Source organism: Actinomadura sp. ATCC 39365, from assembly GCF_054392275.1.
Genome location: NZ_CP184335.1, coordinates 8219138 through 8245760, shown reverse-complemented (window position 1 = coordinate 8245760; position 26623 = coordinate 8219138). Strand labels below are relative to the sequence as shown.

The 26623-nt window shown below is 70.1% G+C and carries 27 protein-coding genes and 1 pseudogene; 9 read left to right on the top strand and 19 right to left on the bottom strand.

Going from position 1 to position 26623, the window contains the following annotated elements; all coding sequences use genetic code 11:
- Positions 1-72 precede the first annotated feature (72 nt).
- Positions 73-675: a TetR/AcrR family transcriptional regulator gene (locus ACNF49_RS39790; protein WP_482940926.1), complete on the top strand. Its 603-nt coding sequence runs from the start codon at positions 73-75 to the stop codon at positions 673-675.
- A gap of 134 nt (positions 676-809) precedes the next feature.
- On the opposite strand, the gene ACNF49_RS39785 is transcribed toward ACNF49_RS39790, so the two are convergent.
- Together ACNF49_RS39785 and ACNF49_RS39780 are read right to left on the bottom strand one after the other, a co-directional pair.
- Positions 810-2321 carry a DUF8189 domain-containing protein gene (locus ACNF49_RS39785; RefSeq protein WP_482940925.1) on the bottom strand — a complete coding sequence of 504 codons (1512 nt, stop codon included), beginning with the start codon at positions 2319-2321 and terminating at the stop codon, positions 810-812.
- A 30-nt stretch (positions 2322-2351) separates the two neighbouring features.
- Positions 2352-2657 (bottom strand): hypothetical protein, encoded by a 306-nt coding sequence (locus ACNF49_RS39780; protein WP_482940924.1) that lies wholly within the window; start codon positions 2655-2657, stop codon positions 2352-2354.
- Positions 2658-2886: 229 nt separating this feature from the next.
- On the opposite strand from ACNF49_RS39780, the gene ACNF49_RS39775 reads away from it, so the two are divergent.
- Both ACNF49_RS39775 and ACNF49_RS39770 read left to right on the top strand, forming a co-directional pair.
- Positions 2887-3711, top strand: coding sequence for an alpha/beta hydrolase (locus tag ACNF49_RS39775; protein WP_482940923.1), 825 nt, complete (start codon positions 2887-2889; stop codon positions 3709-3711).
- Positions 3712-3802: 91 nt separating this feature from the next.
- Positions 3803-4189, top strand: a complete 387-nt coding sequence (locus ACNF49_RS39770; protein WP_482940922.1) for a hypothetical protein — start codon at positions 3803-3805, stop codon at positions 4187-4189.
- Between the two features lie 117 nt (positions 4190-4306).
- On the opposite strand, the gene ACNF49_RS39765 is transcribed toward ACNF49_RS39770, so the two are convergent.
- The 3 genes from ACNF49_RS39765 to ACNF49_RS39755 all read right to left on the bottom strand — a co-directional run bounded on the left by ACNF49_RS39765 (position 4307) and on the right by ACNF49_RS39755 (position 6610).
- Positions 4307-4528, bottom strand: coding sequence for a hypothetical protein (locus ACNF49_RS39765; protein WP_482940921.1), 222 nt, complete (start codon positions 4526-4528; stop codon positions 4307-4309).
- A gap of 1 nt (position 4529) precedes the next feature.
- On the bottom strand, positions 4530-5009 hold the full coding sequence (locus ACNF49_RS39760) for a hypothetical protein (protein WP_482940920.1): 480 nt from the start codon (positions 5007-5009) through the stop codon (positions 4530-4532).
- Between the two features lie 650 nt (positions 5010-5659).
- Positions 5660-6610 carry a quinone oxidoreductase family protein gene (locus tag ACNF49_RS39755; protein ID WP_482940919.1) on the bottom strand — a complete coding sequence of 317 codons (951 nt, stop codon included), beginning with the start codon at positions 6608-6610 and terminating at the stop codon, positions 5660-5662.
- A 210-nt stretch (positions 6611-6820) separates the two neighbouring features.
- On the opposite strand from ACNF49_RS39755, the gene ACNF49_RS39750 reads away from it, so the two are divergent.
- Both ACNF49_RS39750 and ACNF49_RS39745 read left to right on the top strand, forming a co-directional pair.
- Positions 6821-7273: a MarR family winged helix-turn-helix transcriptional regulator gene (locus ACNF49_RS39750; RefSeq protein WP_482940918.1), complete on the top strand. Its 453-nt coding sequence runs from the start codon at positions 6821-6823 to the stop codon at positions 7271-7273.
- A gap of 312 nt (positions 7274-7585) precedes the next feature.
- A pseudogene (locus ACNF49_RS39745) lies at positions 7586-7792 on the top strand (transposase); the annotation flags it as partial.
- Between the two features lie 158 nt (positions 7793-7950).
- Here the strand turns inward: ACNF49_RS39745 and ACNF49_RS39740 are convergent.
- The 7 genes from ACNF49_RS39740 to ACNF49_RS39710 all read right to left on the bottom strand — a co-directional run bounded on the left by ACNF49_RS39740 (position 7951) and on the right by ACNF49_RS39710 (position 14543).
- A complete protein-coding gene (locus tag ACNF49_RS39740) occupies positions 7951-8607 on the bottom strand; it encodes a hypothetical protein (protein WP_482940917.1) in 657 nt (218 codons plus the stop codon).
- Between the two features lie 118 nt (positions 8608-8725).
- Positions 8726-8986 (bottom strand): hypothetical protein, encoded by a 261-nt coding sequence (locus ACNF49_RS39735; protein ID WP_482940916.1) that lies wholly within the window; start codon positions 8984-8986, stop codon positions 8726-8728.
- 873 nt (positions 8987-9859) lie between these two features.
- Positions 9860-10771, bottom strand: coding sequence for a DUF389 domain-containing protein (locus ACNF49_RS39730; RefSeq protein ID WP_357971438.1), 912 nt, complete (start codon positions 10769-10771; stop codon positions 9860-9862).
- A 97-nt stretch (positions 10772-10868) separates the two neighbouring features.
- Complete coding sequence (locus ACNF49_RS39725) at positions 10869-11102, bottom strand: LapA family protein (protein WP_357971437.1); 234 nt, start codon at positions 11100-11102, stop codon at positions 10869-10871.
- 178 nt (positions 11103-11280) lie between these two features.
- The gene (locus ACNF49_RS39720) at positions 11281-11784 is read right to left on the bottom strand and encodes a DUF6114 domain-containing protein (RefSeq protein WP_357971436.1); all 504 of its coding nucleotides are present in this window, start codon (positions 11782-11784) and stop codon (positions 11281-11283) included.
- A 62-nt stretch (positions 11785-11846) separates the two neighbouring features.
- Positions 11847-12443, bottom strand: a complete 597-nt coding sequence (locus ACNF49_RS39715; RefSeq protein ID WP_482940914.1) for a DUF6230 family protein — start codon at positions 12441-12443, stop codon at positions 11847-11849.
- A gap of 600 nt (positions 12444-13043) precedes the next feature.
- Positions 13044-14543, bottom strand: a complete 1500-nt coding sequence (locus ACNF49_RS39710; RefSeq protein ID WP_357971433.1) for an MFS transporter — start codon at positions 14541-14543, stop codon at positions 13044-13046.
- Between the two features lie 125 nt (positions 14544-14668).
- On the opposite strand from ACNF49_RS39710, the gene ACNF49_RS39705 reads away from it, so the two are divergent.
- Positions 14669-15673: an Lrp/AsnC family transcriptional regulator gene (locus ACNF49_RS39705; RefSeq protein ID WP_498703303.1), complete on the top strand. Its 1005-nt coding sequence runs from the start codon at positions 14669-14671 to the stop codon at positions 15671-15673.
- 127 nt (positions 15674-15800) lie between these two features.
- Here the strand turns inward: ACNF49_RS39705 and ACNF49_RS39700 are convergent, their stop codons facing one another.
- Entirely contained in the window at positions 15801-16526 is a 726-nt protein-coding gene (locus tag ACNF49_RS39700; protein ID WP_482940912.1) for a response regulator, read from the bottom strand.
- Complete coding sequence (locus ACNF49_RS39695) at positions 16523-18529, bottom strand: sensor histidine kinase (protein WP_357971430.1); 2007 nt, start codon at positions 18527-18529, stop codon at positions 16523-16525. Before ACNF49_RS39695 ends, ACNF49_RS39700 begins: the two co-directional genes overlap by 4 nt.
- Positions 18530-19124: 595 nt before the next feature.
- Here ACNF49_RS39695 and ACNF49_RS39690 point away from each other — a divergent pair.
- A complete protein-coding gene (locus ACNF49_RS39690; protein WP_357971429.1) occupies positions 19125-19646 on the top strand; it encodes an RICIN domain-containing protein in 522 nt (173 codons plus the stop codon).
- Positions 19647-19782: 136 nt separating this feature from the next.
- Positions 19783-20280, top strand: coding sequence for a peptidase inhibitor family I36 protein (locus ACNF49_RS39685; RefSeq protein ID WP_482940911.1), 498 nt, complete (start codon positions 19783-19785; stop codon positions 20278-20280).
- Between the two features lie 232 nt (positions 20281-20512).
- Here the strand turns inward: ACNF49_RS39685 and ACNF49_RS39680 are convergent, their stop codons facing one another.
- The 4 genes from ACNF49_RS39680 to ACNF49_RS39665 all read right to left on the bottom strand — a co-directional run bounded on the left by ACNF49_RS39680 (position 20513) and on the right by ACNF49_RS39665 (position 24547).
- A complete protein-coding gene (locus ACNF49_RS39680) occupies positions 20513-22507 on the bottom strand; it encodes a serine hydrolase domain-containing protein (RefSeq protein ID WP_482940910.1) in 1995 nt (664 codons plus the stop codon).
- A gap of 122 nt (positions 22508-22629) precedes the next feature.
- Positions 22630-22878, bottom strand: coding sequence for a hypothetical protein (locus ACNF49_RS39675; RefSeq protein WP_352326865.1), 249 nt, complete (start codon positions 22876-22878; stop codon positions 22630-22632).
- Positions 22875-23207: an ArsR/SmtB family transcription factor gene (locus ACNF49_RS39670; protein ID WP_357971426.1), complete on the bottom strand. Its 333-nt coding sequence runs from the start codon at positions 23205-23207 to the stop codon at positions 22875-22877. Before ACNF49_RS39670 ends, ACNF49_RS39675 begins: the two co-directional genes overlap by 4 nt.
- Before the next feature lie 542 nt (positions 23208-23749).
- Complete coding sequence (locus ACNF49_RS39665) at positions 23750-24547, bottom strand: maleylpyruvate isomerase family mycothiol-dependent enzyme (RefSeq protein WP_482940909.1); 798 nt, start codon at positions 24545-24547, stop codon at positions 23750-23752.
- Between the two features lie 5 nt (positions 24548-24552).
- Here ACNF49_RS39665 and ACNF49_RS39660 point away from each other — a divergent pair, with 5 nt between their 5' ends.
- Positions 24553-25014 carry a hypothetical protein gene (locus ACNF49_RS39660; protein WP_498703302.1) on the top strand — a complete coding sequence of 154 codons (462 nt, stop codon included), beginning with the start codon at positions 24553-24555 and terminating at the stop codon, positions 25012-25014.
- Positions 25015-25091: 77 nt separating this feature from the next.
- Here the strand turns inward: ACNF49_RS39660 and ACNF49_RS39655 are convergent, their stop codons facing one another.
- Entirely contained in the window at positions 25092-26606 is a 1515-nt protein-coding gene (locus ACNF49_RS39655; protein ID WP_482940907.1) for a hypothetical protein, read from the bottom strand.
- Positions 26607-26623 lie beyond the last annotated feature (17 nt).

Sequence of the window (26623 nt, the reverse complement as noted above, 5' to 3'; positions counted from 1 at the left end):
CCTCCATTGAGTGCAGTCACTGTATTGGTTCAGTGTATGCACAACTGCAGTAGATGAAGTAGTATGACTGGCATGGTGGAGAAAGCGGGTCTCCGGGAGCGCAAGAAGCAACGCACCCGGCAGGCGTTGACCGAAGCGGCGATACGCCTGTTCGAGGACAGGGGCTACGACCAGGTGACCGTGGCCGAGATCGCCGACGCCGCGGAGGTGTCCCCCCGCACGTTCTTCCTCCACTTCCAGACCAAGGAGGACGTGCTCCTGGCCAATGCCGACGTGCGCGTCGACCTGGCACTGGAGGTCATCGCCGAGCACCGCGCCGGTGAGCGGCTGCCTGACGTGCTGGTGCGGGCGACGGATCAGATGATCTTCAACGCCTGGGATCACGACCTGCCCAGCGGGCTCGCGGCATTGCGGGCCCGGCTGGCGGCGTCGGAGCCGTCGCTGCAGGCCCGGCTGCTGCAGCGGTACCTCACCGCGCAGGCCGAACTGGCTCCGGCGTTGCAGCGGGCCTTCCCCGACGACCTCGACACGACCATGGCCTCCGCGCTGGTCGGCGCCATGGTGGGCGCGGTCGGCGCGGCCGCGCTGACCGCCCTGCGACGCGGCGACGGACCCGACGAAGTACGGGACGCCATGCGGCAGGCCATGGCCTTGGTGGCGCGATCCGTCACCTGAGCGATGATCACGCTTGATGCGGGCCGCACCGTCTGGGTGACCAGTGGACATCCCTGCTCGCGCAATTGCCGCACGGAGGCATTCGGACCGAGGCCGTATCCCTGACAACCGACGCGCGTGGTCCGGGTCGCCGGTCAGTGATAGGACATGTGATAGACGTACGGGACCGCCCCCTGGTCGAAGCGGACGAAGAACACGTCGACCCGGCCCGGCCCCCAGGACGCGGCGGCTGGGGCGCGCTTCTCGTCGAGGGGCCCGGTGGCGGTGTGGTCCAGCGGTTCGGCAGGACGGTCCCAGCCGTGGCCGCTGGTGTTCCAGCGCCGATCGACCAGGCGCCCTCCGGAGTTGTAGAACACGTGGAGCGACCCGAACCGGTCGGCGACCGCTGCCGGGTCGCAGGTGAGTGAGTCGCCCAGGTCCTCCTCCGCGCCCCGCACCCCGGCGTCCAGCCACTGGTGCATGAGATGGTTGGTGGGGGATCGGTAGAAGACGTCCAGCCGTCCTTCGCCCCATGATGCGGCCGTGGGCCGCCCCTGCACGGTCCCGCCCCAGTCCTCCTCGCCGGACCAGGCGCCGCCGCTCCAGCGGCGGTGCAGGAGGCGGCTGCCTCCGCTCGCGGTGGTGTAGAACACGTGCAACTGGTCCGACGCGGGCCACCCCACGGCGCAGAGCCCGTTGATCGTTCCCCAGCCCAGGTTCTCGGGCGCCGTCCACGACTGCCCGTTCCACCAGCGATGCCAGGGGCCCGTCCCCGGGTGCGCGTAAAGGAAGTCCAGATGTCCCGGGCCCAGCGAGCTGAGGGCCATCGAGCCGATGGCGGAGGAGTCACCGCTTCCGTCGCCCGGTCCCGCCGGCCCCGGCTGGGACTCGAACGCCGCCCCGGTCCAGGCCACCCTGGCGATCTTCTTGAAGTCCGCGAACGAGCTCCATGCCGCGTCGATGCGGTTCGGCCCCCATGAGACGGCGGTCATCGCCGGTATCGGGACACCGTGGCTCATGGCGATCCCGCGCCGTTCCGACCAGCCCGGCAGGTGCGGCATCGGAGCCGGCGCCGGGACGACCGTCGCCGTCGCCCGTACGTCCGTGAAGGCCCCGTGCGGGGCGATGGTCCGCAACATGTACGTGTAGTCGCCCGGGCCGCCCACGTGGTCGGTGAACCGTCCCGGGTCGGCGGCCCCGGGCGAGCTGAACAACCTCACCTCCGGCCCCAGCCGGACCACGAACAGCTCCCTCACGGCCGCCGCGTCGACGCGGTCCCACGTCAGCTCGACGGCCCCGCCGATGTTCCCGACCGCGCGGAAACGGCCGGCGGGCGGCGGTGGCGGCTCCGCCGGAGCGGTCGCCGAGGGCAGGGTACGCGCCTGGAAGCTGTTGGCCGCGATCACTCCTCCCGGGTACACGCACGCCACGATGAACGTCATCTGACGGTCGCTGGGCAGGTTCGTCCAGGTGTACCGGCCACCCCACCCGCCGACCGAGGGATCGGCCGTGAACACGGCGAGGTCGACGTCGATCGTGACCCGCAGGTCGAACGGGTTCGTCCAGATGCGGTAGCCCAGCGGCGTGTCGCCGTTGGGCACCCAGGTGCTGACGACGCTGTTGGCGTTGCTCGACCACGGGCCGAATGTCGGGGCCACCTGAACCATGACCGTGCTCCCTTCTGTCGGACGACGGACCTACGGCAGGTGGGGCATCGGGGCGGGAGCCGCCAGGTCCGGGATGAGGCTGCGGACCTTGTTGCGTGCGCTCTCGGCCGTGCCGTTGGAGCTGTTGGCGATGACGGCGATGAAGCACTCGTCGTCCCCCTCGGGGACGATCACGATCGTCACGTTCACCTGGTCGTTGCCGCCCAGGACGAAGTACTCGTCGCCGGCCGGGTCGCTCCAGACCTCGTATCCGGCCGTGCTCAGCGCGGTCATCGCCTGCGCCCGCGCTGCGGCCCGCGTGTAGCGGCGGCGCATCGTGCCCCAATGCGTGTCCATGGACTCTCCTGCCCGACAGCTGTTGATCTTCTGGAGTCGTTCCAGAACCAGCCTCCGCCGCCGGACGCCGTCCGGCATGAGTAACGCCTACTCATTCGGGCGGCGCCGAGGCCGCGGGCACCCGGCGACAGGCTCACCAGGGTGGACGGGAGCCCACCGTCCCGCGCCGTCCTCAGGCCGCTCGCAGGCCCCACTGCGCGTCGGCGGGCTCTTCGGGATACTGATCTTCATGGCTACCGATCCGGTCCCGCGTGAGGTCAGGTTCGTCAGCAACGAGGTGGAGCTGGCGGGTTCGATGGCGGTTCCCGATCGTGGCGAAGTGGCTCACGGGGTGGTGATGGTCGGCGGGTCCGGGGCGTCGGACAGGGACAACGGCACGTACTTCCCGCCCCTTCGCCGGCACCTGGTGGAGGCCGGTATCGCCGTGCTGTCCTACGACAAACGTGGCGTCGGCTCGTCCACCGGCGACTGGCGGGATGCGACCATGGACGACCTGGCCGGCGACGCCCTCGCTGCGCTGCGTTTCCTCCGCGCGCAACCTGGCATGCGGACCGGCGAGGTGGGGCTGTTCGGGCACAGCGAGGGCGGCTGGGTCGTCCTGCGCGCCGCCGCCCGGGCCGGCGCACCTTGGGTGATCACCAACAGCTGCCCGGGGATGACTCCGGCGGCCCAGGATCGGCACGCGTTGGCCAACGCCCTGCGGCGCGGCGCGGCGACCGCGCGGCCGGCCGATGGCGTGCTGGCCTGGTACGACCGGCTCGTCGACGCAGGCCGGAAGGATCTCGGCTTCGCCGAAGTGGCCCCGCTCTTCGACGAAGAGCACGCGTTCACCGGCTTCTGGGGCGACATGGACGAGCGTCTCTGGGGGTTCCAGAAACGCAAGCAGGACCACGATCCCGTCCCGGACACGCTGCGCCTGCGCTGCCCGCACCTGGCGATCTTCGGCGGCGCCGACGCACTGGTCCCCGGCGCCGACCACCGGCTCCAGACGAACGGTGGCACGAGTACGGCGCCGGGCTATCTCGACACCTTGACCAGGTGGATCAAGGGCTGAAGCAGCGGTCAGGGCCGGCGATGAGGCGACCTTGTCGCCGGCCACTTCCGGCCAGCGTGGTCGCCTCACCGCCGGCATCGACTCTTCGGCCGTGAACCCGGACGAGCGGATCCACCTGGACGCCGAACAAGCCTACGACGCCCAGGACGGCGGCTACAGCGCGATCATGCGAACCCGCCCGGACACGATCGCCGCGGCGCTGACGGACTCACCGGCAGGGCTGTTGGCCTGGATCGCCGACAAGTACCGCGACTGGAGCGACTGCGAGGGCGACCTCAAGGCCCGGTGGGAGGCCGACGACTTGCTCACCCTGAGCCACGAATCCCTGATGGCAGGCTTCCCCCGGAGCCTGGCCGAACGCGCCTTTCCCAACCTGCGACACTTCGCTCGCCCCGACCGCGGCGGACACTTCATGGCCCACGAGGAACCGGACTACCTGGCAGAACAGCTCCGAACCTTCTTCCGGCCCCTGACCTGAACCTGGGTCGGGCAACGACGCCCCATCGCGGCCGGCCCCGTGCCAGGACTGTCCCCAGCGGCTGACGAGCCTGTAGATGCCTTGGATGGCGGTAGCCCCAGCCCGGCCTCTGGCTCACTACCGCCACTCGCTGTTCCGGCTGCCCGCCTGCTCCACGAACCGGGAGAGGACCCACAGGCACAACTGCAAGAACACCATCAGCACAAGGATGAGCAGCGTCGCGGGGAACGCGACGTGCAGCCACGGCGGCGTCCCCACCTGGCTGGACAGCTTCGGCGGTACGTAAAAGCATGACCAGACGTCGTCGCTGGTCGAGATCGACGTGAAGTACGCGGTCACATCAGCGAACGCTGCGTCGAAGAATCGCCCGGCAACCCAGGACAGGTACCCTGCCAGCACGATCACTCCAGAGAGCTTCCTGCGGTAAGGGAGAGCGGCTGCTGTCCAACGCCCACAGCGCGATCCGCAGAGGTTGCCGCAGCACCCCTCGGACGGCTTTGGCAAAGGAACGGAACCCGTCCGGGCCGGTGATCACGAGCATGAGGGCCAGCGTTACGGGCCTGAGGAGGATCTCCGGCCACGAGCGTCCGGCCTCCCATTGGGCGACCGCACCGATGGCGATGATCGCCCACGCCGCGATGACCAGCGGCCAAGAGCGAGCACCACGCCGCCGCAAGTTCCCGACCTTGAGAGCCAGCACGACCGGGGAGACAGCCAGCCAGAGCGCCACCACCCACGCCCCAAGGGCTGACTGCCCCAGCCCTCGCGGGGATTCCGCCCAGGCCAGAAAGTCGGTGAGCGAGAGCGCTACCAGCAGCACCGCTCCCACCACGACGGCGGCAGCCTGAGCGGCCGGCCACATCCACCGTGGCCATCTTGGCCTGCTCGGCGATGCCTCGCTCATCGCCGGCCTACTTGGAGCTGCAGGCGCTCGGTGTCATGGACGGCCTGCCGGAAGCTCTGGCCGACGGCCGCCCGCGCCCCACACCGCCACGAGCGCCCGCAGTCCGTTCTCTGCCCCGGGCTCGTCCTCCAACGGGGCGCTCAGCTGCAGCCGCCACGCCGCCTCCTGCTCGGCCTGGCCCGCCCCGGTGCAGTAGCGGTCTTGACCACGGCCGTTCCCCCGTCGGCGCCACCGCCGCCAACGCCTCAGTCAACATCCGCGCCCCTCCCTCGGCCTCGGCCCCGCGTCCGACTATCGCCGCGAACATGAGGCGCATTACTTGCCGATAGACGAGCCGATCATGAACCCAGGGTCCTGACCGATGGCAGCCGAGCAACCACGCACGTCGCCTCACTCCTCGCCCTCAGCGCGGGCAGCATGGATCCGCGAGCGCCCCGACGCACCCTCTCGCCGATTTCCCACACGGCGCAGCAGCGTGCGATGAGCTACTGCCCCACCGCCTCGGCGGCGGCGTCATCGGCACGGAGGGCCAGTGATCAGCGCGTTCGCGCCGCTGCTCGGCAATGTCATGGCTGCCTCGTCCGATGGGGTGGCTGGGGGACGAGGACGATGCGGTCCTCGGTCTCGTCGGTCCACGCCTGCGCGACCTGGGGGAGGGGTACGGCGCGGGCCCGCACGTCGATCGCGCCGGCGGTCACCGCTGAGGCCAGTTCGGGCAGCTCGGCGAGGATGTCGCGGGCAGGGACCGAGCCGATGCCGCTGCCGACGATCTGCAGGCGGGCCGAGCGCAGTGCCGCGGACGGGATCGGCGCACTCTGGCCGGCGACCGATCCGATCTGGATCCAGGTCAATGGGACGGCGCGGTCGGCGCGGGCGGTGAGCATCGGGATCAAGGCGCCGGCCGCGGGCTCGCCCCACACGTAGTCGATGACCACGTCGACATCGGCCGCGCGGCCGATGTCGTCGAAGGTGATCGTCTCATCGGCTCCGAGGGCGGTCAGCGCTCTCAAGCGGGTGGCGTCACGGCCCGCTGCGATGACGTGGGCGGCGCCGAACAGCTTGGCGATCTGGACCGCCATTCGTCCGGCGTTGCCGGTGGCGCCGAGGACCAGGACACGCTGACCGGCCCGGAAGTCGACGCGCCGGCGCAGCGCGACCCAGGACGACATGGCCGGGTTCATCGCGGCGGCGATCCGCACGGGGTCGACGCCGTCGGGCAGGATCACGCTGCGACGCGGGTCGATGAGGGTGCGGTCGGCGAACGTGCCCAGAGCTGTGTCGTCCAGGACCACGTAGCGGAGGTTGCCCTCCTTGTCGCGTACGACGCCGTCGACGCCTGGGACGAGCGGGTACATGCCCTTGCCGGAGTAGTGCGAGCCGTTCGCCTTGGCCCTGGTCAGATGGTGCAGACCGGCCGCGAGGACCTCGACGACGAGCTCGTCGCGGCGTTCCGCGGGGTCGGAGTGGTCCTGATAGACCGGCGGAGCACCGGCTTCCGGGATGACGGCAGCATGCATGGAGACCTCCAGGAGATGGTTTGCATTTCCAACTATCTTCAGGATGGTTGGAAATGCAAACCATGTCAACCGGGCCGTGCGATCGACGCCGAATCCGTCGACCCCCTGATGCGGGATCGAGCCGAGAGGCGCCCTCGGGCGACGGCGATGCCGGACGTCCACGCCTCGGCATGGTTGGTATCTCCAACCATGCCGGACTAGCATGGCGGCATGACCGTCGCCGACGACGTCATGGACGCCCTCGTCCGGACCACCTTCGAGGTGGCCGGCGTGCTGACCCGCATCGGTGGCGAGCATGATTTGTCGCTCACCCAGCTGCGGGTGCTCGGCATCCTTCGCGACCGCCGCCTCCGCGTCACCGACCTGGCCGCCTACCTCGGTCTGGACAAGTCCACGATGTCCACCCTCATCGCCCGCGCCGAGCGCCGGGGGCTGCTGACGCGCGGCAAGAATCCCGATGACGGCCGGGTCGTCGAGGTGTACATGACCCCGGCCGGGATCGAACTCACCGAGCGCGTGAAGGACGACATCCGGCGGGCCCTGACACCGGCGACCGGTCGGCTGGATCCACAACAGCTCGGTCAGCTCGCCGGCCTGCTCGACGTCGTCTCGGCCCGCCCGTCGCGGGCACACGCCGAACCGGGCCCGACTGCCGCGCGCTGATCACCGAGCGGGGCCACGGCCAGTTCCTGCCGTCTGCGACGTTCGCCCGCCGGCAACGCGCGGGGAGCCGGGCCCAGATCCTGGCGGCAGCGGGGACGCCGCCGGGAAGACCGGCTGGCCGGTGAGCAGGGCCGCGGACTGCCGGCCGCGGTGGTGACCGTCGGGCAGCGGGGCGACAATCCCCGGTCCATCTCGGTGCTGGGCAGAATCGGGGCTGCGCGCGTCTCTGGCGACCGTCCCAGGACCCCGCCGGACCGAGCACTGCGGCGACGATGGTGTCACGTCACACTGTGGGTTCTGCTGGTGGGCATCGGAGCGCCGTACGGCGAGCACGGTAACGAGCGGAGCATGCGCGCATCGGCTGCCGCCGACGGGACCGGGCGCCCGCGCCGGCACCGTGGAGCCGGCGACCCCCAGTTGCGCGCGAGCTCCTACTTCCCTGCCTGGCGGCTGGAACGTGGCCGCCAGGCCGACCAGGCGCTGACCAGCGTGGTGGCCACCAGCCACCTGCTCGGCGTTTTCGACACGGTGAGTGGACAAGCCGGTCGGGCAACTCGGCATGCACGCGCCGCCCGGCGTCGTCGCGGTCACCTCACCCGAGGGCTTCGTCGTGGCCGTCAACGAGGCCGCGCAGGCGTCCGGGGTGTCGGTCGCCACGCCGCAAGCCTCAAAGATCCTTATGAAACACTCTCGGCCGCCGGCCGGGCTTCGGGCCGTAGGACCGGCAGCCCGGCCCGCAGCCGGGTTAGGAACTCGTCGACGTCCAGGCATCGGCCCTCCGCGTCGACGACCTCGGGCACGAACGCCTCGACGATGCTGTCCCCGACGGCGAAGTCGGCATCGTCGTCATCGTCGTAATTGTCCACCCAGCGCCCGTTCGGGGCGTACACGTCCATGGCGTGGTCGTAGTCGATCACCCATGGGGTCTCGACGATCCCGGTCCGCAAAGAGCCGTGGTTGTACCAGCCGTAGACCAGGTGGGTGAAGGCGCCGTCGTGGATGTAGATCTCCGCTTCGCCGCCCTCCAGGGTCTCGGCCTCGGTGCGACCGCCGACGTACAGGCCGGGCCGGTCCCCGTAGAGCGCGATCGGGCCGTTGACCTTCAGGTCGCCGGTGACCACGATCAACTCGACGTCGCCCTTGGCGTCGCCGCCGCGCAGTTCGTTGATGGCGTCCAGGAAATCCCCGTCGAGGTTGAGGTCGCCGTCGCAGAACAGCACCTCGTCGTAGCCGGGCGACGCTCCCGCACCCTCGAACACGGCGGACAACGCGCCGCCCAGGCGGGCATCGGCATCGGCATAGGACAGGGACGCGGGGATGGCGGATATCGGCATGGGGAAGATCGTAGGTCCGTGTACCGACAATCCGGCGCGCGCGACAGGGTTCTGAAACACGGCCTGGACCACATTGAGAGCTTCCTGCACGGTGGCTGACCCGCGCCTTCAAACCCGGCTAGGGCACCGCCTGGCCCAGCGCGGAAAGGAGCGCGCCCAGACGGCCGTCCAGCGACCCGCTGAGCTCCAGCACCGGGGTGTCCTCCCAGGCGCCCAACGGGTCGTCATAGACCAGGTCCAGCAGCGCATCATTCACCCGCGAGCGAAGCCCGCGCATCTCCGCAGCCGGCAACACCCGCTCCGTCTCCGCCGTGACCGGCGTAACGACCAGCAGGTCAAGCCCCGCAAAGGCGGCCTGCCGCAGCGATTCTACGACCACCCGCGGCGCCTCCGATCGCGCCAAGAGCCCCCGGCCAGTGCCGCGATCCAGTCGGCCGGCTTGACTGCGCTCGCCTGCTCGGCCACCGCAGGCTGAGGGCTGGCGCTGAGCGCGGTGGCAGTGACGGTGACAGTCATCAGGGCCGATGGTGCGGCGGCATGCCGGCGGCGATGCTCTCGGCCTGCTTCTTGGGGCGCCCCTTCTCCCACTGGGGGCGCATGCGCAGGATGCCGTCATCCCGGCGAGCTCCCAGCCGCCGGCTGGGTTGAGCCTCTTCCCATCGCGTACGCGAGGCTCCGGCTCGTCGCCGTCGGTGACTCACGTCTTCGCCGCCGGGAGGTCTTCGTATGGGGCGGTTGCGTCGTCATGGGGCTGATGTGGCGGGTGTGGCCCGATTGAGGACACAGTCCTCCTGACCCCATCCGCCCGCGCCGCGATCTAGGTCTCTGCCCCGCCCTCTGTCTCACCAGAGGGCAACTCATCCGCTGTGGGAAGCGGTGACTGTTCATCTTTCCTGTTCAGGAAGATGGGGATGGCTGACTGAGCAATGGCTCGGCGTTGCTCCTGGGAGCGGCAGTTCCGCAGAGCGATGCGGAAAGCCCACGCCGCGAGCATCAAGCGCAGCAGCACTGGCAGAGCTAGGACTATTGCAGCAACGGTGAAGCCAGGATTCAGGGCCCTCTGCCCTGCACGCGTGGGCTACTCATGTGGGCAGCGTACGTCTGGATCGCATCGCCGAGAAGCGGTCCAAGAACACCCGCCCGGCAGCATGATGAGAACGACCAGCACGACCCAGCTCGTGATCAGCCAGATGAGCTCGAACAGCAGCGCCCTGGCCCGTCCGTGGCCGCTCAACGGAAGGCCGGAGGGATCTCACGAGGGCGCCCCCACCCGGCCGGCGTTGATCGTGCCCCCTTGCGTGACCTCGACCACGATCGGCACCCCGTCCGGGACCCGGCCGCGAAGCGCGCCGAGCAGGCCGGAGACCGGCGGCAGGTCGCCCGGCGTCCGTACGCGGATGTGAATCTCGCGGGAGACGACGTCGGCACCGGCGATCGACGAGCCGGGCACCGCGGAGATCCACTCGGTGGCGACCGCCCGCGCCTGTGCGCTCCAGGCGCTCAGCAGGTAACTGACCACGCTGTTGACCGACAGCGGCAGCAGCACCACGACGGCCAGCAGCACCAGCGTGAGCCGAGTGTGGCCGCTGCCACCGGAGCGGGCGACGGACTCGGCTGCGTACCCGGTCGCCGTGAACACCGCGATGCCGCCCAGCACCAGCGCCAGCAGATTGGACAGAAAGAGCACGAGCGCGCCGAGCGTCAGCCAGCCCGCTCCCTGGCCGAGACAGACCCCGGCCACGGCTAGCGGCGGGACCAGGGAGATCGCGATCGCCACGCCCGGCAGCACGGCGGCGACGTCGCGGCGGGCGTGCGCGACGGCTCCGGCCAGCCCGGTGGCGAGCGCGGCCACCAGATCCATCAGCTTGGGGGATGTGCGGGCGGCGATCTGGCTGTTGGCCAGCAGCGCATACGAGGTGGGCAGCAGCAGCGAGAAGACCATCCCGGTGGCGATCACGAGGAGGGCGCCGAAGAACACGAACCCGACCGCGCCCTCCCGGCGGCGCCGTACGATCGCCAGCGCGATGCCCATGATGGGCGTGCCCAGCGGCGCGATGATCATGGCGCCGATCACGGTGGCCGTGGAATCGGTGTGGATGCCGGCCGCGGCGATGATGGCCGACAGGGCGAGCATCGTCCAGAACGCCGATCGTTTCGCGCGCACGTCCCCCGAGGACAGGTCCAGGATTTCGGCCAGTTCCTCCAACGGGCGGCGTTGCGCCGTGGGGAGGAGGCGCTCTTGGAGACGGCTCAGCACGCCGTCACCGGCCGTTTCGACTCCTGCGGGCGGCCAGCGCGCCGATCAGGATCCCGACGACGGTGCACGCCACCAGCGTGACCCACAGCGGGGCGGTCACCACGATCGTGAACAGGCGGATCGTCGCGTCCTGCTGGTTCTGCAGGATGAACGCGACCGCCAGCACCAGCAGCACGAGTGCCAGCCAGACGCGCGGCGGTACAGCCGCGAGACGGCCTTTTGGGCGTTGCTCTGTCACGAATTCCTCCAGATTTGCGGGCGCGTGTTTGTGACCAGGTCTTCGTCAGCGCAACCTTCCACGGAGCCGTGGTTGCCCCACCGGTTGACGCACCAGCGGGTGAGCAGCGCGTACAGGCTCGTGTCATCCCGTGCTGCCCGTCTGCGGGACTTTCGCCTCGGGATCCCACCACGCCTCTTCACCTTGCCGGCTCTCGCAGCTTCGCAGGGGAACCCGTGTCCGCCGGCACGGGATCGGTCTCGGTACGGGTTCGCCTCGGAGGCGCAACCAGTCGCCGGCAACGCCGCCCCACAGCCCGGGCCGCGGCCAGGGCGCTTCGGACGGTGACGGTGTCGAGGCGTCCGGCGGGCGGGCTGTCGGGGGTCCAGGCGATGGCCAGCATGCCGCCCAGCAGGCCAAGGATCATGCCGAGCAGGAAGCCGCCCAGGTTGGAGTAGACGAAGGACGCCAGGGACAGCAGCACCGCGATCAAGCCGAGGAACAGTCGCTGGCCGGGCTGCAACCACACGAGCATGCCCGCGATGATCAGGGTGAGAGCGATCAGGTAGCCGGCACCCACCGTGGCGAACATGACGGCCACGGGCAGCGCGTCGAGCGCGAGCGGGATGGACAGCAGCTCCAGCCCCGCCGCCACGATGAACAGCCCGCCCCAGAACGGCCGGGAACGACGCCACAGCTTCATGATCTTCCATCCTTCGTCTCACGTCGCGCCCCCTGCCGCGCGCAATCCAGGCCCGTCCTGCCTCAGTAGCACTCGTGCTCGCCGCGCGACACCTTCAGGTCGAGGTCGGGCAGGCTGAACGTCGCCGCCGTGACCGCCCTGGCGCCCAGCCTGACGTTACGCAGGGTGACGACTCTCGCTTGGCTGCCGAACGTGCCGGCCGGCCCCCTGCCGGCGGGAACCTCGTCCAGGGTGCCGGCATCCCGGCCCAGTTCCAGGTCCCGGATGGAGGCGGCCGTCTGTCCCGCCACCACATCGATCACCAAGTTGTCGATGTCGACCTCGTCACCGCCCCGGCCGCCGGTCAACTGGAGCGTTATCGTGCCCACGGGCGTCTTCACCAGCGCGCTCGTGCACAGGCCGGTGACCGCGGCCCGCCGAACGCCGGCCACGATGACAGGGAACAATTGGCCCTTCTTGGTCCGGTCCACGTCCGTGGCCAAGGAGAAGCCCTGGCCGCGCAGCTCGCCGGCGAACAGTTTGAAGCTGTTGCCGGAGACCGCGAACGTGGCGCCGATGACCCCCTGGGCTGTGGCACCGACCAGCAACGACGTCATCGCCGCGACAGGAGCGAAGAGTAGACCGAAGCGCTTCCAGCACACGCGGCCCTGCTCGGCCATGAGGCGCTCCCTTCGCACCGGCTTCCGGACGAGCCAGCGATCCGTTACAGACAGTCATACTCCGGTCTATTGCCGAGCATGTGCGACGCCCTCGGTATGCGTCGGCATACACGCCGGACGCCGCGGGTTATGGCGTGAGGCTGGGCAATCTTGCCGAAAGCCAGAACGGCGGTGACCGGCCACAACGGTGAGTTACTCCGGCCAGCCGTGGTTCGGGCAGGCATTCACCTACGAGGCCGCCGTGATGGAAGGCTCCACAGGCCTTATCGGCCATACCGGGCAGGCCAGGCTGCTCTGGTGAACCCGCACGATTGCCCCGCCAGGCCAGGGCACCCCGTCGTGAACGCTCACACCGGGGTGTCCCGGCTCACCCGCCGGTCGAGCGATCTCGGACCGCCGGCGAGACGCCGCCGGGACCCGGCCGCGGTGAAGTAGCCGGCAGGTCCGGCCGGCCCACCGGGGCCGTCGACGAAGCCGACGCGGGGTTGCGGTGCCGGCGAGTGCCTCGGCGAGGGGGCGCCGACCGGCACCCCACAATGACATCGGCAAAACCCGCACGCGAGAGCCCCCTTGACAGACAGGTTGAAGATCAACCTTAGGTCAGGGCGCTGAGGCCGTGGCGGGTTCGGGCGCGGCCGGGCTCGGGGCCGGAGCCGGGCGGCGTACCAGGGCGATCGTCGCCACCGCGGCGGCGAGGGCGATCGCCGCCGCCGTCATGGTCGCGGCGTTGAGGCCGGCCGCGTATGCGGCCGGGACGACGGTCGCGTCGGAGACCTGGCTGATCGCCTGCGCGGCCTGGCCGCCGGTGAGAGCCTCCGTCATGGCGGCGGGATCGCTCACCTCGCCCTCCAGGGAATGTTGCAGCGTCGCACGGAAGACGCTGCCAAGCACCGCGATTCCCAGCGCGTAGCCGAGTTGCCTGAACGCGCTGACAGCACCGGCCGCCATCCCGCTTCGCTCCGGGGAAACGGAGCCCATCGCCGCCGCCGTGACGTTGGGGAGGGCCAGTCCGACGCCGATCCCGGTGATCGCGAACCCGGGGATGACGGCGGTCCAGCCCGATCCCGCGGTCAGCACCGCCTGGCTCAGCGTCCCGATCCCGATGAGCAGCATTCCGGCGCCGACGGCCCACCGGGGTGACACCCGGTGGAGGAAGCGCCCGGTCAGCCAGGAGGTCACGAACGACAGGCCGCTCATCGGCAGGATGACCAACCCGGCCTCGATCGCGCTCAACCCTTGGACGGACTGCAGCCACAGCGAGGTGTAGAGCAGGTAGGCGAAGGCCGCCCCCGACATCACCAGCGAGGCGATCATGATCCCGGCGAACGTCGGGTTGCGGAACAGGCGCAGGTCCAGCAGGGGATGCCGGGCATGGATCTCGACCACGACGAAGGCAATCAGGGCGGCTGTCCCGATCGCGACCATGCCGAGCGTCGTCGCCGAGGTCCATCCGTTCTCTCCCGCCTTTGTCAGCGCGTACGTCACCGCGCCGGCGGCCAGGACGAAGAGCGCCGTACCGGGCAGGTCGATCCGCCGGGCCGCCGGGTCGCGCGACTCGCGAACCACCCTCAGGGTCAGCCCCACGGCCAGTACGCTGACCGGCAGGTTCACCAGGAAGATCCACCGCCAGCCGAACTCGTGCGTCACCAGCCCGCCAAGGAGCGGCCCGACGCCCGCTGCCGCACCGTTCACCGCCCCCCAGACGCCGAACGCCACTCCCCGGTCGCGTCCCTCGTAGGAGGCGTTGACCAAGGCGACGGTCGTCGCGAACATCATCGCCGCGCCGGCGCCCTGCACCGCCCGCGCGCCGACGAGCACCACCGTGTCCGGAGCCAGCCCGCAGACCAGTGACGACAGCGCGAACAGCGCCAGCCCGCTCACGTACACCTTGCGGCGTCCCACCAGATCGGCGAGCGCACCCGCACCCATCAGCAGCGCGGCCAGCACCAGCGCGTAGACGTCCATGACCCACTGCAGCGAGGAGAACGACGACTTCATCCCCATCGCCATGTCCGGCAACGCCACCGTCACGATGTTGACGTCCACCAGCAGCATGAACGCCCCGAGACAGACCGCCGTCAGCGGCCACCACTTGCCCATGTCAGTCCTCCGTAGATCATTGCGGACCGCCAGAGCGGTCAGGCGGCAACGATCGCGGATGAACCGCGAGAGATCCATCCAGGAGGCCATAAATCCATAATTTCGACATCTTTTACTCTTGAATGGTGAATTCCTCCATCGGCGCCGTTGCCGACGCCCTCGATCGCAAGCTCATCCACGCGCTGCAACTCGACGGTCGGGCACCGTTCAGCCGTATCGCCGACGTCTTCGGCGTCTCCGACCAGACGATCGCCCGCCGCTACCGCCGATTGCGCTCGCAGGGGCTGCTGCGCATCGTCGGCGTCCCCCCAGCCAACTACGTCGCCCACGGCCGATGGCTCCTCAGGCTGCGCTGCGCGCCCGGCGCAGCGCAGAGCGTCGCCGCCACCCTCGCGCGGCGTCCTGACACCGCCTGGGTCCAGATCGTCTCCGGCGGCACAGAACTGCTCTGCATCGCGCGTACCCGCAGCCAGGTCGAGAGCGAGCAACTCCTGCTGGACGGGTTGCCGCGCGGTAATCGGGTCGTCGCCGTCGCCGCGCATTCGGTCCTGCACACCTATTACGGCTCGCCCGGCAGGATCCGCAGCCTGGAGGCTCTCAGCCCCGAGGAGGTCCAGCGGCTGAGCCCCGAACCGGCGCCGGAGATCGAAGACATCCAGCGTCTGGATCCTGGCGACCAGCGGCTCCTCGACATCCTGGCCCGTGACGGCCGGGCCGGTCACGCCGAGCTCGCCGCCGCGACCGGCTGGTCGCAGTCGACCGTCGGACGCCGTCTCGACCATCTGCGCGGCATCGGCGTGCTCCACTACTACGCCGAGTTCGATCTCCCATACGTCGGCTTCCACACCGCGGCCCGGTTGTGGGCGACGGTCGCCCCCGCGGAGCTGGTCGCTACCGGGCAGGCGCTCGCCGGACACCCCGAGGTCGTCTTCGCTGCGGCCACCACCGGGCCCACCAACCTGGCCGTCCAGGTCGTTTGCCGTGACTCCCGCGAGCTCTACCGTTACCTCACCGGACGGGTGGCCGCCTTGAAGTCGATCGGCCACGTCGAGACCGCCCCCATCGTCCAGGACGTCAAGCGCGTCGGCGCAGTCCTCGACCCGGCCTTCCTGGATACGCCGCGCCGCTGACGGCTGAGGCGTTCAGTCCCTGGAACGCCTCTTCGAGGGCGCGCCGCGCCACCGCTGCCACAGGACGGGAAGACCGGTGCCGAATATTGGCTGAGTTCCTGAACTGGGCGTGATCAGATGAGTGCTCTCATGCGTGTTCGGCGTTCGGGGGATCGGCTCGGTGGCGGCCGGGGTGTCCGTCGTCTCCGCTGGGGGTGGCGTGTTCGCCCAGTCCGGCGCGGCGGGCCTTGACGATGGCGTCTGATCTGGTGGTCACCTGAAGTTTGGTGAAGATGTTGGAGACATTGTTGCGGACGGTCTTCTCGCTCAGGGCCAGGGCGTCGGCGATGGCGGCGTTGGGTTTGCCGGCGGCCATGAGGTCGAGGATGTCGCGTTCGCGTGGTGACAGGGACGGGAACGGGTGGGCGGGGTTGCGCACGTCGGGCTGGAGGAAGGAGGCGATGCGGGCGGCGGCGGTGGCGCCGAGCAGGGCCCGGCCGGCGGCCACAGCCGTGATGGCCCGGATGATGTCGTCGGGCCCTGAGCCCTTGACGACGTAGCCGCGGGCTCCGGCGCGCAGGGCCGCGAAGATGGAGGTGTCGTCCTCGAGCATGGTGAGCATGAGGATGCCGGTCGAGGGCAGGTCGGCGAGTATGCGGCGGGTGGCGGTGATGCCGTTCGTGCCCGGCATGTGGATGTCCATGAGGACGACGTCCGGTTGCCGGTGGAAGCAGAGCTCGATGGCCTGCTGACCGTCGGCGGCCTCGCCGACGAACTCGAGGAGTGGACTGTCCTCGACCAGTTGGCGCAGGCCTGAGCGGAAGATCGGGTGGTCGTCGGCCACCACGACGCTGATCGGGCGGGTGTCGGTCATGACGTCTCCGCGGGCGTTCGTGCGGGGCTGAGGGGGAGGGTCGCGCGAATCGTGGTGCCGTTCGGGGTGGCGCGTTCGACCAGGCAGGTGCCGCCCAGTTCGGCGGCGCGTTCGCGCATCGAGGTGATGCCGACGCCGGCGCGGTAGCCGTCAGGTATGCCGATGCCGTCGTCGTTGATCTCCAGGTGCAGGGCGGTGCCGGCGCTGATCCGTACGGTGCCGCGGCCGGCGTGCGCGTGGCGGGCGGCGTTGGTCATGGCCTCCAGGGCGATCCGGTAGGCGGCGACCTCGACGGCGGCGGGCAGGACGGGTTCCTCCTGCGGCCCCTCGACCACGAACGGCCCAAGCGTCCTGGCCTGCTCGCGCAGGGCGCCGATCAGTCCCAGCTCGTCCAGGGCGGGCGGGCGCAGGCCGTACACGAGCCTGCGAATCTCGGCGACGGCCTCCTGGACTTGCGCGGTGAGCTCGTTCAGCTGCCCGGCCACGGCGTCGGCGTCGGTGGCCAGCCGGGAACGCGCCCGTTGCAGCCCGAGCACCGTTCCAGCCAGCGCCGGCCCGAGCCCGTCGTGCAGGTCCCGGCGCAGCCGTCGCCGTTCCTCCTCCAGCGCGGACACCAGCCGTTCGCGTGAGCGCAGCAGATCGGCGGTGAGCGACACGGCGTGGCCGGCGGCGGCGATCTGGCCCGCCAGGCCGGACAGCAGCCGCCGCTCACCGGGGGTGAATGCCCCACCGGGGTCACGCCCGGCCACGGCGAGCGTACCGACCGTCTCACCTGCGAACACGAGCGGGAACTCCTCCGGCGGATCGCCGGACGGGTCTCCCGCGCAGGCCCTGACGTTCTGTCCGAGGCGGACTTCCACGTACGGGACGCGCAGCGCGGCCTGCACCGTGCGGGCGACGCTGGGCAGCACCTCCTCGGGGAGGGCGGCGGCCTCCAGTCGGCGGCTGAGCTGGACGAGCGCGCCGGCCGGGTCGTCCCGGTAGCCGTAGACGATCCGGTTGACGGCGCGTTGCAGGACGTCGCGCAGTGGCAGCGCCACCAGCGTCGCGGCGACGACGGCAAGAGCCTCGCTGACGGCCTCGGACGTCAGCAGCCGCACGACGGCCGCGACGCCCAGATACACCGTGAACACGAGCACGGTGAGCAGTCCGTAGGCCATCGTCGCGCTGAGCACCCGGCGGCCGTCGAACAGCCCGTACCGGCGGATCGCGACCCACGCCGTGCCGGCGAGCGCCAGCATGCCCGAGACCTCGGCGGGGGTGGCGTCTATCGACTCTCCTCCGAACGAGATGAGCGCGATGCATCCCCACCAGGCCGCCGCCAGCAGCCAGGCGGCGGGCTGCACCAGGTTCAGCGCGGCCAGCTGGCGCGGATCGGTGGTGCGGGCTCTCCTGCGGTGCACCGACCAGGCCGCGACCGTGGACAGTGGCGCCATGAGCGCGATCACGGCGGACAGCCCGGCCGCCGCCGTCCCCCACTCTCCCGCCAGCCCGGTCGGATTGTCGTGTTCGGGGAAGTCCGACAGCGTCGGCGACAGCAGCAGGCCGAGGAACAGCATGATGGCCTGCGCACAGCACAACCACAGGAACGGACGCCACCGCGGCGACGGTGGCCGCCCATCGGGGAACAGCAACAGCCCGAGCGTCGGTACGAGCCCCAGCGCCGGCACCCAGGGCCATCCGTCCAGCCATCCGGCCCATGCCGCGAAGGGGACGTCCGCTCCGGCGGTGTAGGCGGCCTCGGCCAGGAGGTAGCCGGTGCAGGCGAGCGGGAAGCCGACGCCGCTGGCCACGAGGATCCAGCCGACCGGGTTGCGCGGCTGCGACCGTGCCATGGCCGCCCCCACGACCGGCACCGACACGTACACGACCGCCACCACCGGCAGGACGATCGACCAGGCCCTCACCGGGTAGACGATCGCCGCCGCGGCGCAGGCCATCGTGAGCACGACCGCCGTCCCGCAGGCGGCGGTCGTGGCGGCGTCGACAGGAGCGGTATCCACGATGCCGCGATTATCACCCATCTTCCGCCGCGTCCCTAGGGAGCTCACGCCGCGACCTTCTGCCCGCTGCCGCGGCCCGGCCGAGCCGTACCAGTGCGCGAACCCGACCAGCCCGCCGACACCATGGCCTTCCTCCCATCACCAGACCCACGGCCGCGCCCGCGACCGGGGTCTCCACCGTGGAGCGTCGCGTGGTCCCGGCGACAGAGGCGGCGGTCCCGGCTCATCGGGACCCGGCTGACGAAGGCCGCTCGGGGGCGCGCCGTCACGCCACGCCGTCCTGCCGTGCCCCTCACGCGCGGCCGCCCCACAGCCCCCGGCCTGCTGTTTCCCGTGATTCCCGGACGGCCGGGACGGGCGCCTCTGTCGCCGGGACCATGCCGGAGCCGATGGTGGAGCAACGAGGACGCCCGAGCCTCCTGGGCACGGGCTCCCATCCATCAGCGATCAACGCACCCGGTCACAGGGTGGGACACGGTCTTTCCTCAGGACTTCGGTCCAGGAAGACGGAGTGCTCACCCGTCGGTGGCCACCAGTCCGAAGTCTGCCGGATGAACTCCGGCAGACCCGTCAACTCTCATCAGGAAGAGTCACCATGGCCTCCGCAACAGTCCGCCGCGCCCTCGTCGTCGCCCTGACCGTGGCCGCCGGCCTCCCCCTCACCGGAACCGGGATCGCCCACGCCGCACCCGCCTACTACAAGTTCGTCGCCGAGCACAGCGGCAAGTGCCTGGACGTACTGCACGGGAGCACCCTGCACGCCACCCCGACGCACCAGTGGCAGTGCCTGGACCGAGTGCTCAGCCAGCAGTGGGAGGCACGCAAGTTCGACGACGGGTCGTACGTGTTCGTCGCCAGGCACAGCGGCAAGTGCCTGGACGTCGCCTTCGCGAGCACCGCGGGCGCGGCGGCCGTGCTCCAGGCCACCTGCAGTTACAAGGCCAACCAGCGGTGGCGGCTCAAGAAGAACGCCGACGGCACCATGCGCGTCATCGCCAAGCACAGTGGTCTGTGCCTGGACGTGGCCAACGTGGACCCCGCCAACGGCGCCAGGGTGGTGCAGGCCCGCTGCTGGGGCGGCGAGAACCAGAGCTGGCACATCAACAGGGTCGCCTAGCCGTTCTCGAAACCGACCTCCCCTCGCCGCTGCGGCGCGGGGAGGTCGTCCGGGACGAGGCCCCCGATGCACCGGCACCATCCGGTAACACCCCATGCCCTGACCGGGTCATAACCCCCTAGCCAGGAGAGTCCACATGACAGGGAGAGAAGGAAGCAGCTCGCTGATACCCATAGTGGTCGCCGTCATAGGCCTGATCACGGCCCTCGTGACCTCACCGCTGTGGGGCGAGCCGGTATGCCAGGCGCTCGGGGTCTGCCGGGACGGCGGTGACCACTCCGCCTCGGCAGGCAGCCCCAAGAGTGGCCACAACCCCTCCAAGCAGTCGTCCAAGCCGACCAGAGGCACGGGGGAGTGGAGCTGCCCCGGTGGACTGTTCTGCGCATGGGACGGCGCCCAAGGCGCGGGCACCATGATCGTCCAAAAGGACGCCACCTGCAGCATGCACGACATCGGAAGCGCCGGCTTGGGGGACCGGCTGACCTCGTATCAGAACCGGACCGGCACGAGCGTCGCACTGTACAACTGGACGGGCGCCGAATGGCAACTACTCGTGAACGTGCCCGACGGCGCGAAGGGCGACATGCCACAGTCGGCGGACAACATGACTGACGCAGTGAAGATCTGCGCCTGACCAGCCAGGTCGGAGAGCGGGTGACGAACAGGCCGTGCCCGCCGGTCGGGTACTCCCGGGAACCGGCCTGGCGGCACGGAGGCGTCGGCGACCCGCTGGTACTGGCGGACCGCCGAACCCCCGCCGTCGGACCCGCCGGCCTTCACAAGAAGCCGCCGCTCATCCCACCTGACCGGCTGACCAGCGGCTCGGCGGCCGCGCCGGCGTGCCAGGCGGGAGTCTCCGGAGGCTCTCAGCCGATCAGGTTGTAGGCGGCGGCCACACTCAGATAGGCGAGCGCGGCGAGGACCACGACGGTGCAGTGAACCCGCCCGGCCAGGGTCCACCAGCCCTTGACCCAGGCCAGCCCGGCGGTGACCAGCGTCACGGCGGCCCCGGCCGCGGCCAGGACGGGCAGCGTGGTGATGGTCGTGAACAACGGGCTGCCGCCCAGGAAGAACTCGGCCTGGTTGGCGTCGAAGTCGGCGAACATCGCCACGAGGGATCCGGCGGAGGCCGTGACGAGCACCGCCGTGATCCACGCGGGCAGCCCGGCCAGGCGTGGCCTGCGAACCGGCCGCCGGCGCGCCGTCCGCCCGGCTCCGGCGGCAGCCCCGAAGGCACCTGCGGATGCGGCGCCGTCACCGGACCCGCCGCGCCTGCGACGGCGCCGCGCGAGGCGTACGGCATGCGCGAGGGGTCCGCCCACAGCCGACAGCAGCAGCACGGTCAGGCTCACGCCGAGCACGCCGAGATGCAACGTGGGCGACTGGTACCAGGCCAGGCGCTCCAGCGGCCCGGCCGGGTTCTCCGTGGCCAGCAGGCCGTCGGGGCGGAACCGGATGGTGCGGTAGCCGTTCTTCTCGCGGAACAGGGCGGGGGCGATCTGCGTCCACTGGCGGCTCTCGGTGGGGCCGAGCGCGACCGCGCCGGTGGTGGTCAGGAGGCCGTCGCCGCCCGCGCTGACCGTCACGGTGCTGGTGAGCGAGCTGAGCTTACCCAGGTCGGTCATGTCGGCGGCCAGGGCCGTACGGTAGGTGCCGGTGTACTGGGCGACGTCGGGCAGCGGGCCCGGCGTGGCGTCCGCCGGGGCGGGGGCCGGGGCGAAGCGGTCGGCGAAGGCGTTGACCAGGGACCAGGCGGAGTCGGGGCCACCCTTGCCGATGCCGTTGTAGGAGGCGTAGACGCCGATGCCCCGGTCGGGGATCAGCGCCATGATCGCGAAGTAGCCGGGAATGTTGCCCCGGTGCACCACCAGGCGCCGGCCGTTCCTGGTGTACTCCTGGAAGCCGTACCCCATGCCGGCGGTGCCCTCGGCGTTGCCGAAGTGGCGGCTCTGCATGAGCCGCACGCTGTCCGGCCTGAGTATCCCCCTGCCGCCGGTCAGCTGGGCCAGCATGAACGCGGCCATGTCGGTGGCGGTGGAGCGGAAGCCGGCTCCGTGCGGCGGCATGTGCCCGTATTTGGCCCCTTCGGCCCGGACCTGGTGGCCGTCCTGGAGACGGTAACCGGGGGCCAGTGCCTGGGCGACGGGACCGGGCTCCGGCTGGGTCATGCTGGAGCGCGCCATGCCGAGCGGGCGGAAGATGTTCTCCTGCACGTACTGGTGGAAGGGCAGGCCCGAGCGCACCTCGACCAGGTAGCCGGCCAGGCCCATCCCGTAGTTGGAGTAGACGGCCCTCGCGCCGGGCGGCCGGATCCGGGGCGGCTGGTGGTCGGCGAGGTGGGCGCCGAGCGGGTGCACATCACGGGCGGTGGCCGCGCCGGTGCCGAAGTCACCGCCGGCGAACCCGGCGGTGTGGGTCAGCAGGTTCGCCATGGTGACCGGCCGGCCCGGGTAGGCATCGTCGATCTTGAACGTGGTGAGGTACTGGTTGACGTCGGCGTTCAGGTCGATCCGGCCCCGTTCGACGAGCTGCATGACGGCGGTGGCGGTGATCAGCTTGGCCACCGACGCGGGGGCGAAGACGGTCCGCTCGGGGTCCACGGGACGGCCGGTCTCCACCTCGGCGACGCCGTACCCCTGGGCGAAGACCTGACGGCCGCCCGCCACGACGGCGATCGCCGCCCCCGGGATGTGGTGCTCCTTGAGCTGGCGGGGCACGTAGGCGTCGGCGAACTCCCGTACCGACCGTGCCGGATCGGCCGCCGTCGCGGCGGCGGGGGCGCTCACCGCGAGCAGCGGCGCGGCGACCGCCAGCGAGCAGATGAGGGCACGCCGGCGGGATGATTTGCGTTCGAGCAGCATGAGCTGCTCTCCTTTCTGTAGGAACACGTACGCGTCAAAGGCACGCCGTCACGGCGTGGTCGTGCGGTTCCGCCGTCCGGGGGTGAGTTGCCGCTCGCCCCCGGACCTGTGTCACAGGCTCGTCAGTCGACGCTGAGCAGGATCCTCTCCATCGCCGCGACCTTCTCCGTCAGCTCGCCCAGCCTGGCCTGCACCTCACCCTGCCGCTGCACGGCCTGCTCGGCCAGTTCGCGATATCTGGCCATCTCGGCCGTCAGCACGTCGGTGCGGTGCCGTTCGAACCGGAAGTAGAACGCCATGCAGGCCGTGATCGCGCCGAACAGGATCAGCACGACCACGATGGGGATCACGATGGAACCGATGTCGATCACTGCGGGGTCTCCTGCACCTGATGGGGTCCTTCCTCGTCGTCCGCGCGCAGAGCCGCGAGGACGGTGTCGATCGTCAGGGTGAGCTCGAAGGGCAGCAGCTCGATGTACTTCATCGCCTTGCCGTCGGCCGACAGCTCCAGTCGCCCTTCGACCAGCCCCGCCTTCTCCAGCCGCTCCAGATGCATGTAGAGCAGCGCACGGGACACCTTGATCCGGCGGGCCAGCTCGCTGACATGGATCCGGCCGCCGGCGAGCTCGGCGAGGATCTGCAACCTGAGTGGATGCCCGACCGCGCCGAGCAGGCGGAGCAACTCTTCGCTGGTCGGCATGTCGTCCTTGGAGAGGGTCTGTCTTGCACCTGTTAGTTCAGTCTTACAGGTGCAAGTGTACGCGTCAAACCGGCGGTGTGCCGCTCGGCCCGGAGGGCATCTGGTCGCCCACGGGGACATGGTGGCGGACGTTCGCGATGTGCCTGATCGGTCAGAAGAGAGTGCGTCTTCCTGGCGCGGTGTGCCGGTTGACCTCGTCCGTGATCTGTGGGGCGACGTGGCGGTCATCCTCTGTTTCGCCGGACCGTTCGACGACTCCACGATCACGGACTCGCGGAACTCGGGATCAGCCATGAGCTCGCGCTTTTCGGCGATCCGCGAGGAGGCGTCCTCGGATGAGGCGGTCGGCATGAGGATCCAGCCGCCCCTGCCAAGCCGGGAGTGCGCGCCCCCGCCCAGGCCTACCACTCGACCACGATCAGCAGCGGTGTGTGATCGTCTGGGCGGGGTCGCGTGCCACGGTCCCGGGCGGCGGTTACGCAGAGGGCACTTGCTTCGATGCCTGGTGCCGCATCGGGCCGGCACGGACCCGAGCGCCGGGCCTACTCCTTCGGCTCCCAGGCGCGGAGCAGGTCAAGCAGCCCTGCGTCGCCGTCAACGTGCAAGGAGGCGGCCGGGATACGGTCGTACAAGTAGAGGACCAGCTCACCGGCCGTGCCATGGACGGAGGCGCCGGCTGCGTCCGAGTCCTCGCCGGTCGCGGCAGTGGGCGTGGGGATGCGGGTAGAGCGTGCGCCGTCGCCGTCGACCGAGAGGCGCCAGGAGCGGCCCTCGGCGGCGTGGAAGTCGAAGGCCGTGGGCTTGTGCGGCCAGGCGCTGGGCGTCGCGACGCAGGTGAACAGGAACTCCTCGACGCCGTCGAGGGCGACCTCGGCCGGCACCGGCTGCGGGGCGCCTGCGGCGAGTTGAGCGTCGTACGTGTGCACCGCGCTCTCCTGAACCCGGTGCCGGGCGACTCCGCCGGAGCTCCGTGGCGTCTGCAGGGCACTCCACCACGCCCAGCAGCCGGCGTCCGGTCCCGCCTCCCGCAGTACGCCCAGCAGAAGTTGCGTCGACTCCGTCAGCCAGGCCAGCAGGGCCTCGCGCTCCCGCGGCACTTCCAGGGCGGCGCGCGCAGCGGCGGCCTCGGCCGGGGGAGCGTCGGCAGGCCCCGCGCCGACGATGGCGGCCCAGAAACGGTCTCCACCACCCAGGTGCCTCACCAGATCGAACAGCGTCCACCCGGGACAGGTCGGCACCTGTGCGTCGAGACTGGGCGCGGCGGCGACCGTGGCGCGGAAGGCGGTCGACCGTTCATCGATCAGTCGCAGCAGGTCAGGGAACTCCAAGTTCTTTTCCACGCCGGATGTCTATCACCGTCGATCCCGGGACCGGTAGGCGGAGCGGTTCGGTCAATGCGCACGAGATCGCGTCGGCGTGTTCGTCGTCCTCTGCCCACAGGCCGACACGGGCGAAGCCGAGCCCCGCCGGAACGGCGATCTACCTGTCGCTCCTGTTCGCTCTCACCGAGGACCGCATCACCGCCGCCTTCCACCAGGCAGAGAACACCCCGGCGTTCCGATCAGCCCTGCACGACCCCGCGGTGACCGCGGACCCCAGCGCACGGCATCTGATCGCCGGACTGCACGATGGATCCGGCGTCGACCTCAACAACACCTCCTACCTCGACCATCTCGACGCCCGCCTGGCCCGGCCCGTGCTGGACGGCATGGCCGGCGCGATGGACACCGTCTTCATCGTGGTCGGCTGCGTCATGGCCGCAGGGCTGGTGCTCGCCCTGTTCCTCAAGGACAGGACTCGTGACTGACCTGGAGATCTGGTCGCACGTGATGTGTCCCTGGTGCTGCATCGGCAAGTGGCGGCCGAGGAGGACCTTGTGCGGGGTCAGGTCCACGGGCTCTTGGTCAGGACGGTCGACGTGCTGCGAGGCCGGTCGCCCGGCGGGGGAGTGGAGGCCGGCGGGTGCACCTTGGCGGTCGGCCAGAAGGCGTCCAGCTTGCCCTGCCCGGCGATCTCCTCATCCTTCTTCGTCGCCTTCTTCTTGGCCGGGGGCTTCTTCTTGGGCGGGGTCACCTTCTCCTTGACGACGACGCTGGGGGTCGAGGCGGCTCTTGCCCGCGGCGTGATGACGGGGGAGTCGGTGGAGGTGGTGGTGGTGATCTGCTTCGTCGGCTTGCCGAAGAAGTTCTTCTCCTTTCCGACGACCCTGGTGCCGGATCCCTCGGTGATGTAGACCTTCTTCCCGGCGGCCTGCAGCCTCTCAGCGGCGGCGCGGAGCTTGGGATGCACCCAATCGGGGGCCGCGCCAGGAAAGACGTAACGCAGGTGACAGGGCTGGGCCGGCAGCGAGAGCTTCTTGACGTAGTCGTTGAGCTGTTCGTCGAAGCCTTGCGTCAAGTCCTTGCTGGGGGTCTGATCGGTGCCGTAGCCCTTGTACTCGCAGAAGCAGAGTGCGGGCTCCGGCTCTCCCGGGGTGAAGACCAGCTCGATGCTGTCCACCGATCTCCCCTTGGTGGAATCCGGGATGGTGATCGGTAGTTCGACGTCCCTGAGCAGATAACTGCTGCGTGCCGCCAGCGTCTTGTTGATCTGGAAGATGTAGCCGCGCAGCTCCGCCCATTCGACGGTGGCCGTGCCGTCGGCGATCGCTTTCAGCAGGTTGTCGATGTTCTTCCGCATCCACACCAGTCTGCCGCCGTCGTCGAAGCCGTCCCGGCCGAGGACGGACAGCGCCACGTCCAGCCAGGCGCTCGTCTCGGCGGCCTGCTGCTTCGAGGACACGGTGTCCATGCCCTTCTTCTTCGACCCCGGCAGCACGTACGCGTCCGCCTTCGGGCGGACGGCGAGGAGGTAGTCACGGACCGTCGCGGTGAGTTCGTCGACCGTCTGGTCAGGGCCCTCGACGGCCATCGTCTGCCGTTTGAGCAGAATCTTCGCCATCAGGGTCAGCTGCTTGGGCGAGAACTTCTTCATCACCTGCATGCCGGCCAGCGTGACGAGCTCGTGCATCTGCTGGGCGTAGTCGTACGTCGACGACCCCTCTTCCGTGCCCTCCATGATGCTCTGTGCGAGGGCCAGGGCGCTGGTGCCCAGATCGTCCTTCGACGCCTTCTGCTTCTTGGTGGGCTTCGGCGGGTCCACGTCGAGGTTCGTGGTCGTCAGCGAGATGGGCGGGGTCAGGAACGACAACGACTGCTTGGGCTTGGTGATCGTGCTGGGTTCGCGGTCCGTCGTCCGGACCGGCGTGATCGTGAGCGGCGTCCTGTCGCCGCCGGTCGCGCCCGTGCCGGTGTCGGAGTCCGTGTCGATGGTGACGGGTACGCGGTTGGGCTGGAAGTCGCCCGTGTTCTGGTTCGCCTTCTTCTTCGGCCCGGACACCGACTTGGCTTTTCTCTTCATGGTCGTGATCCGTCCTG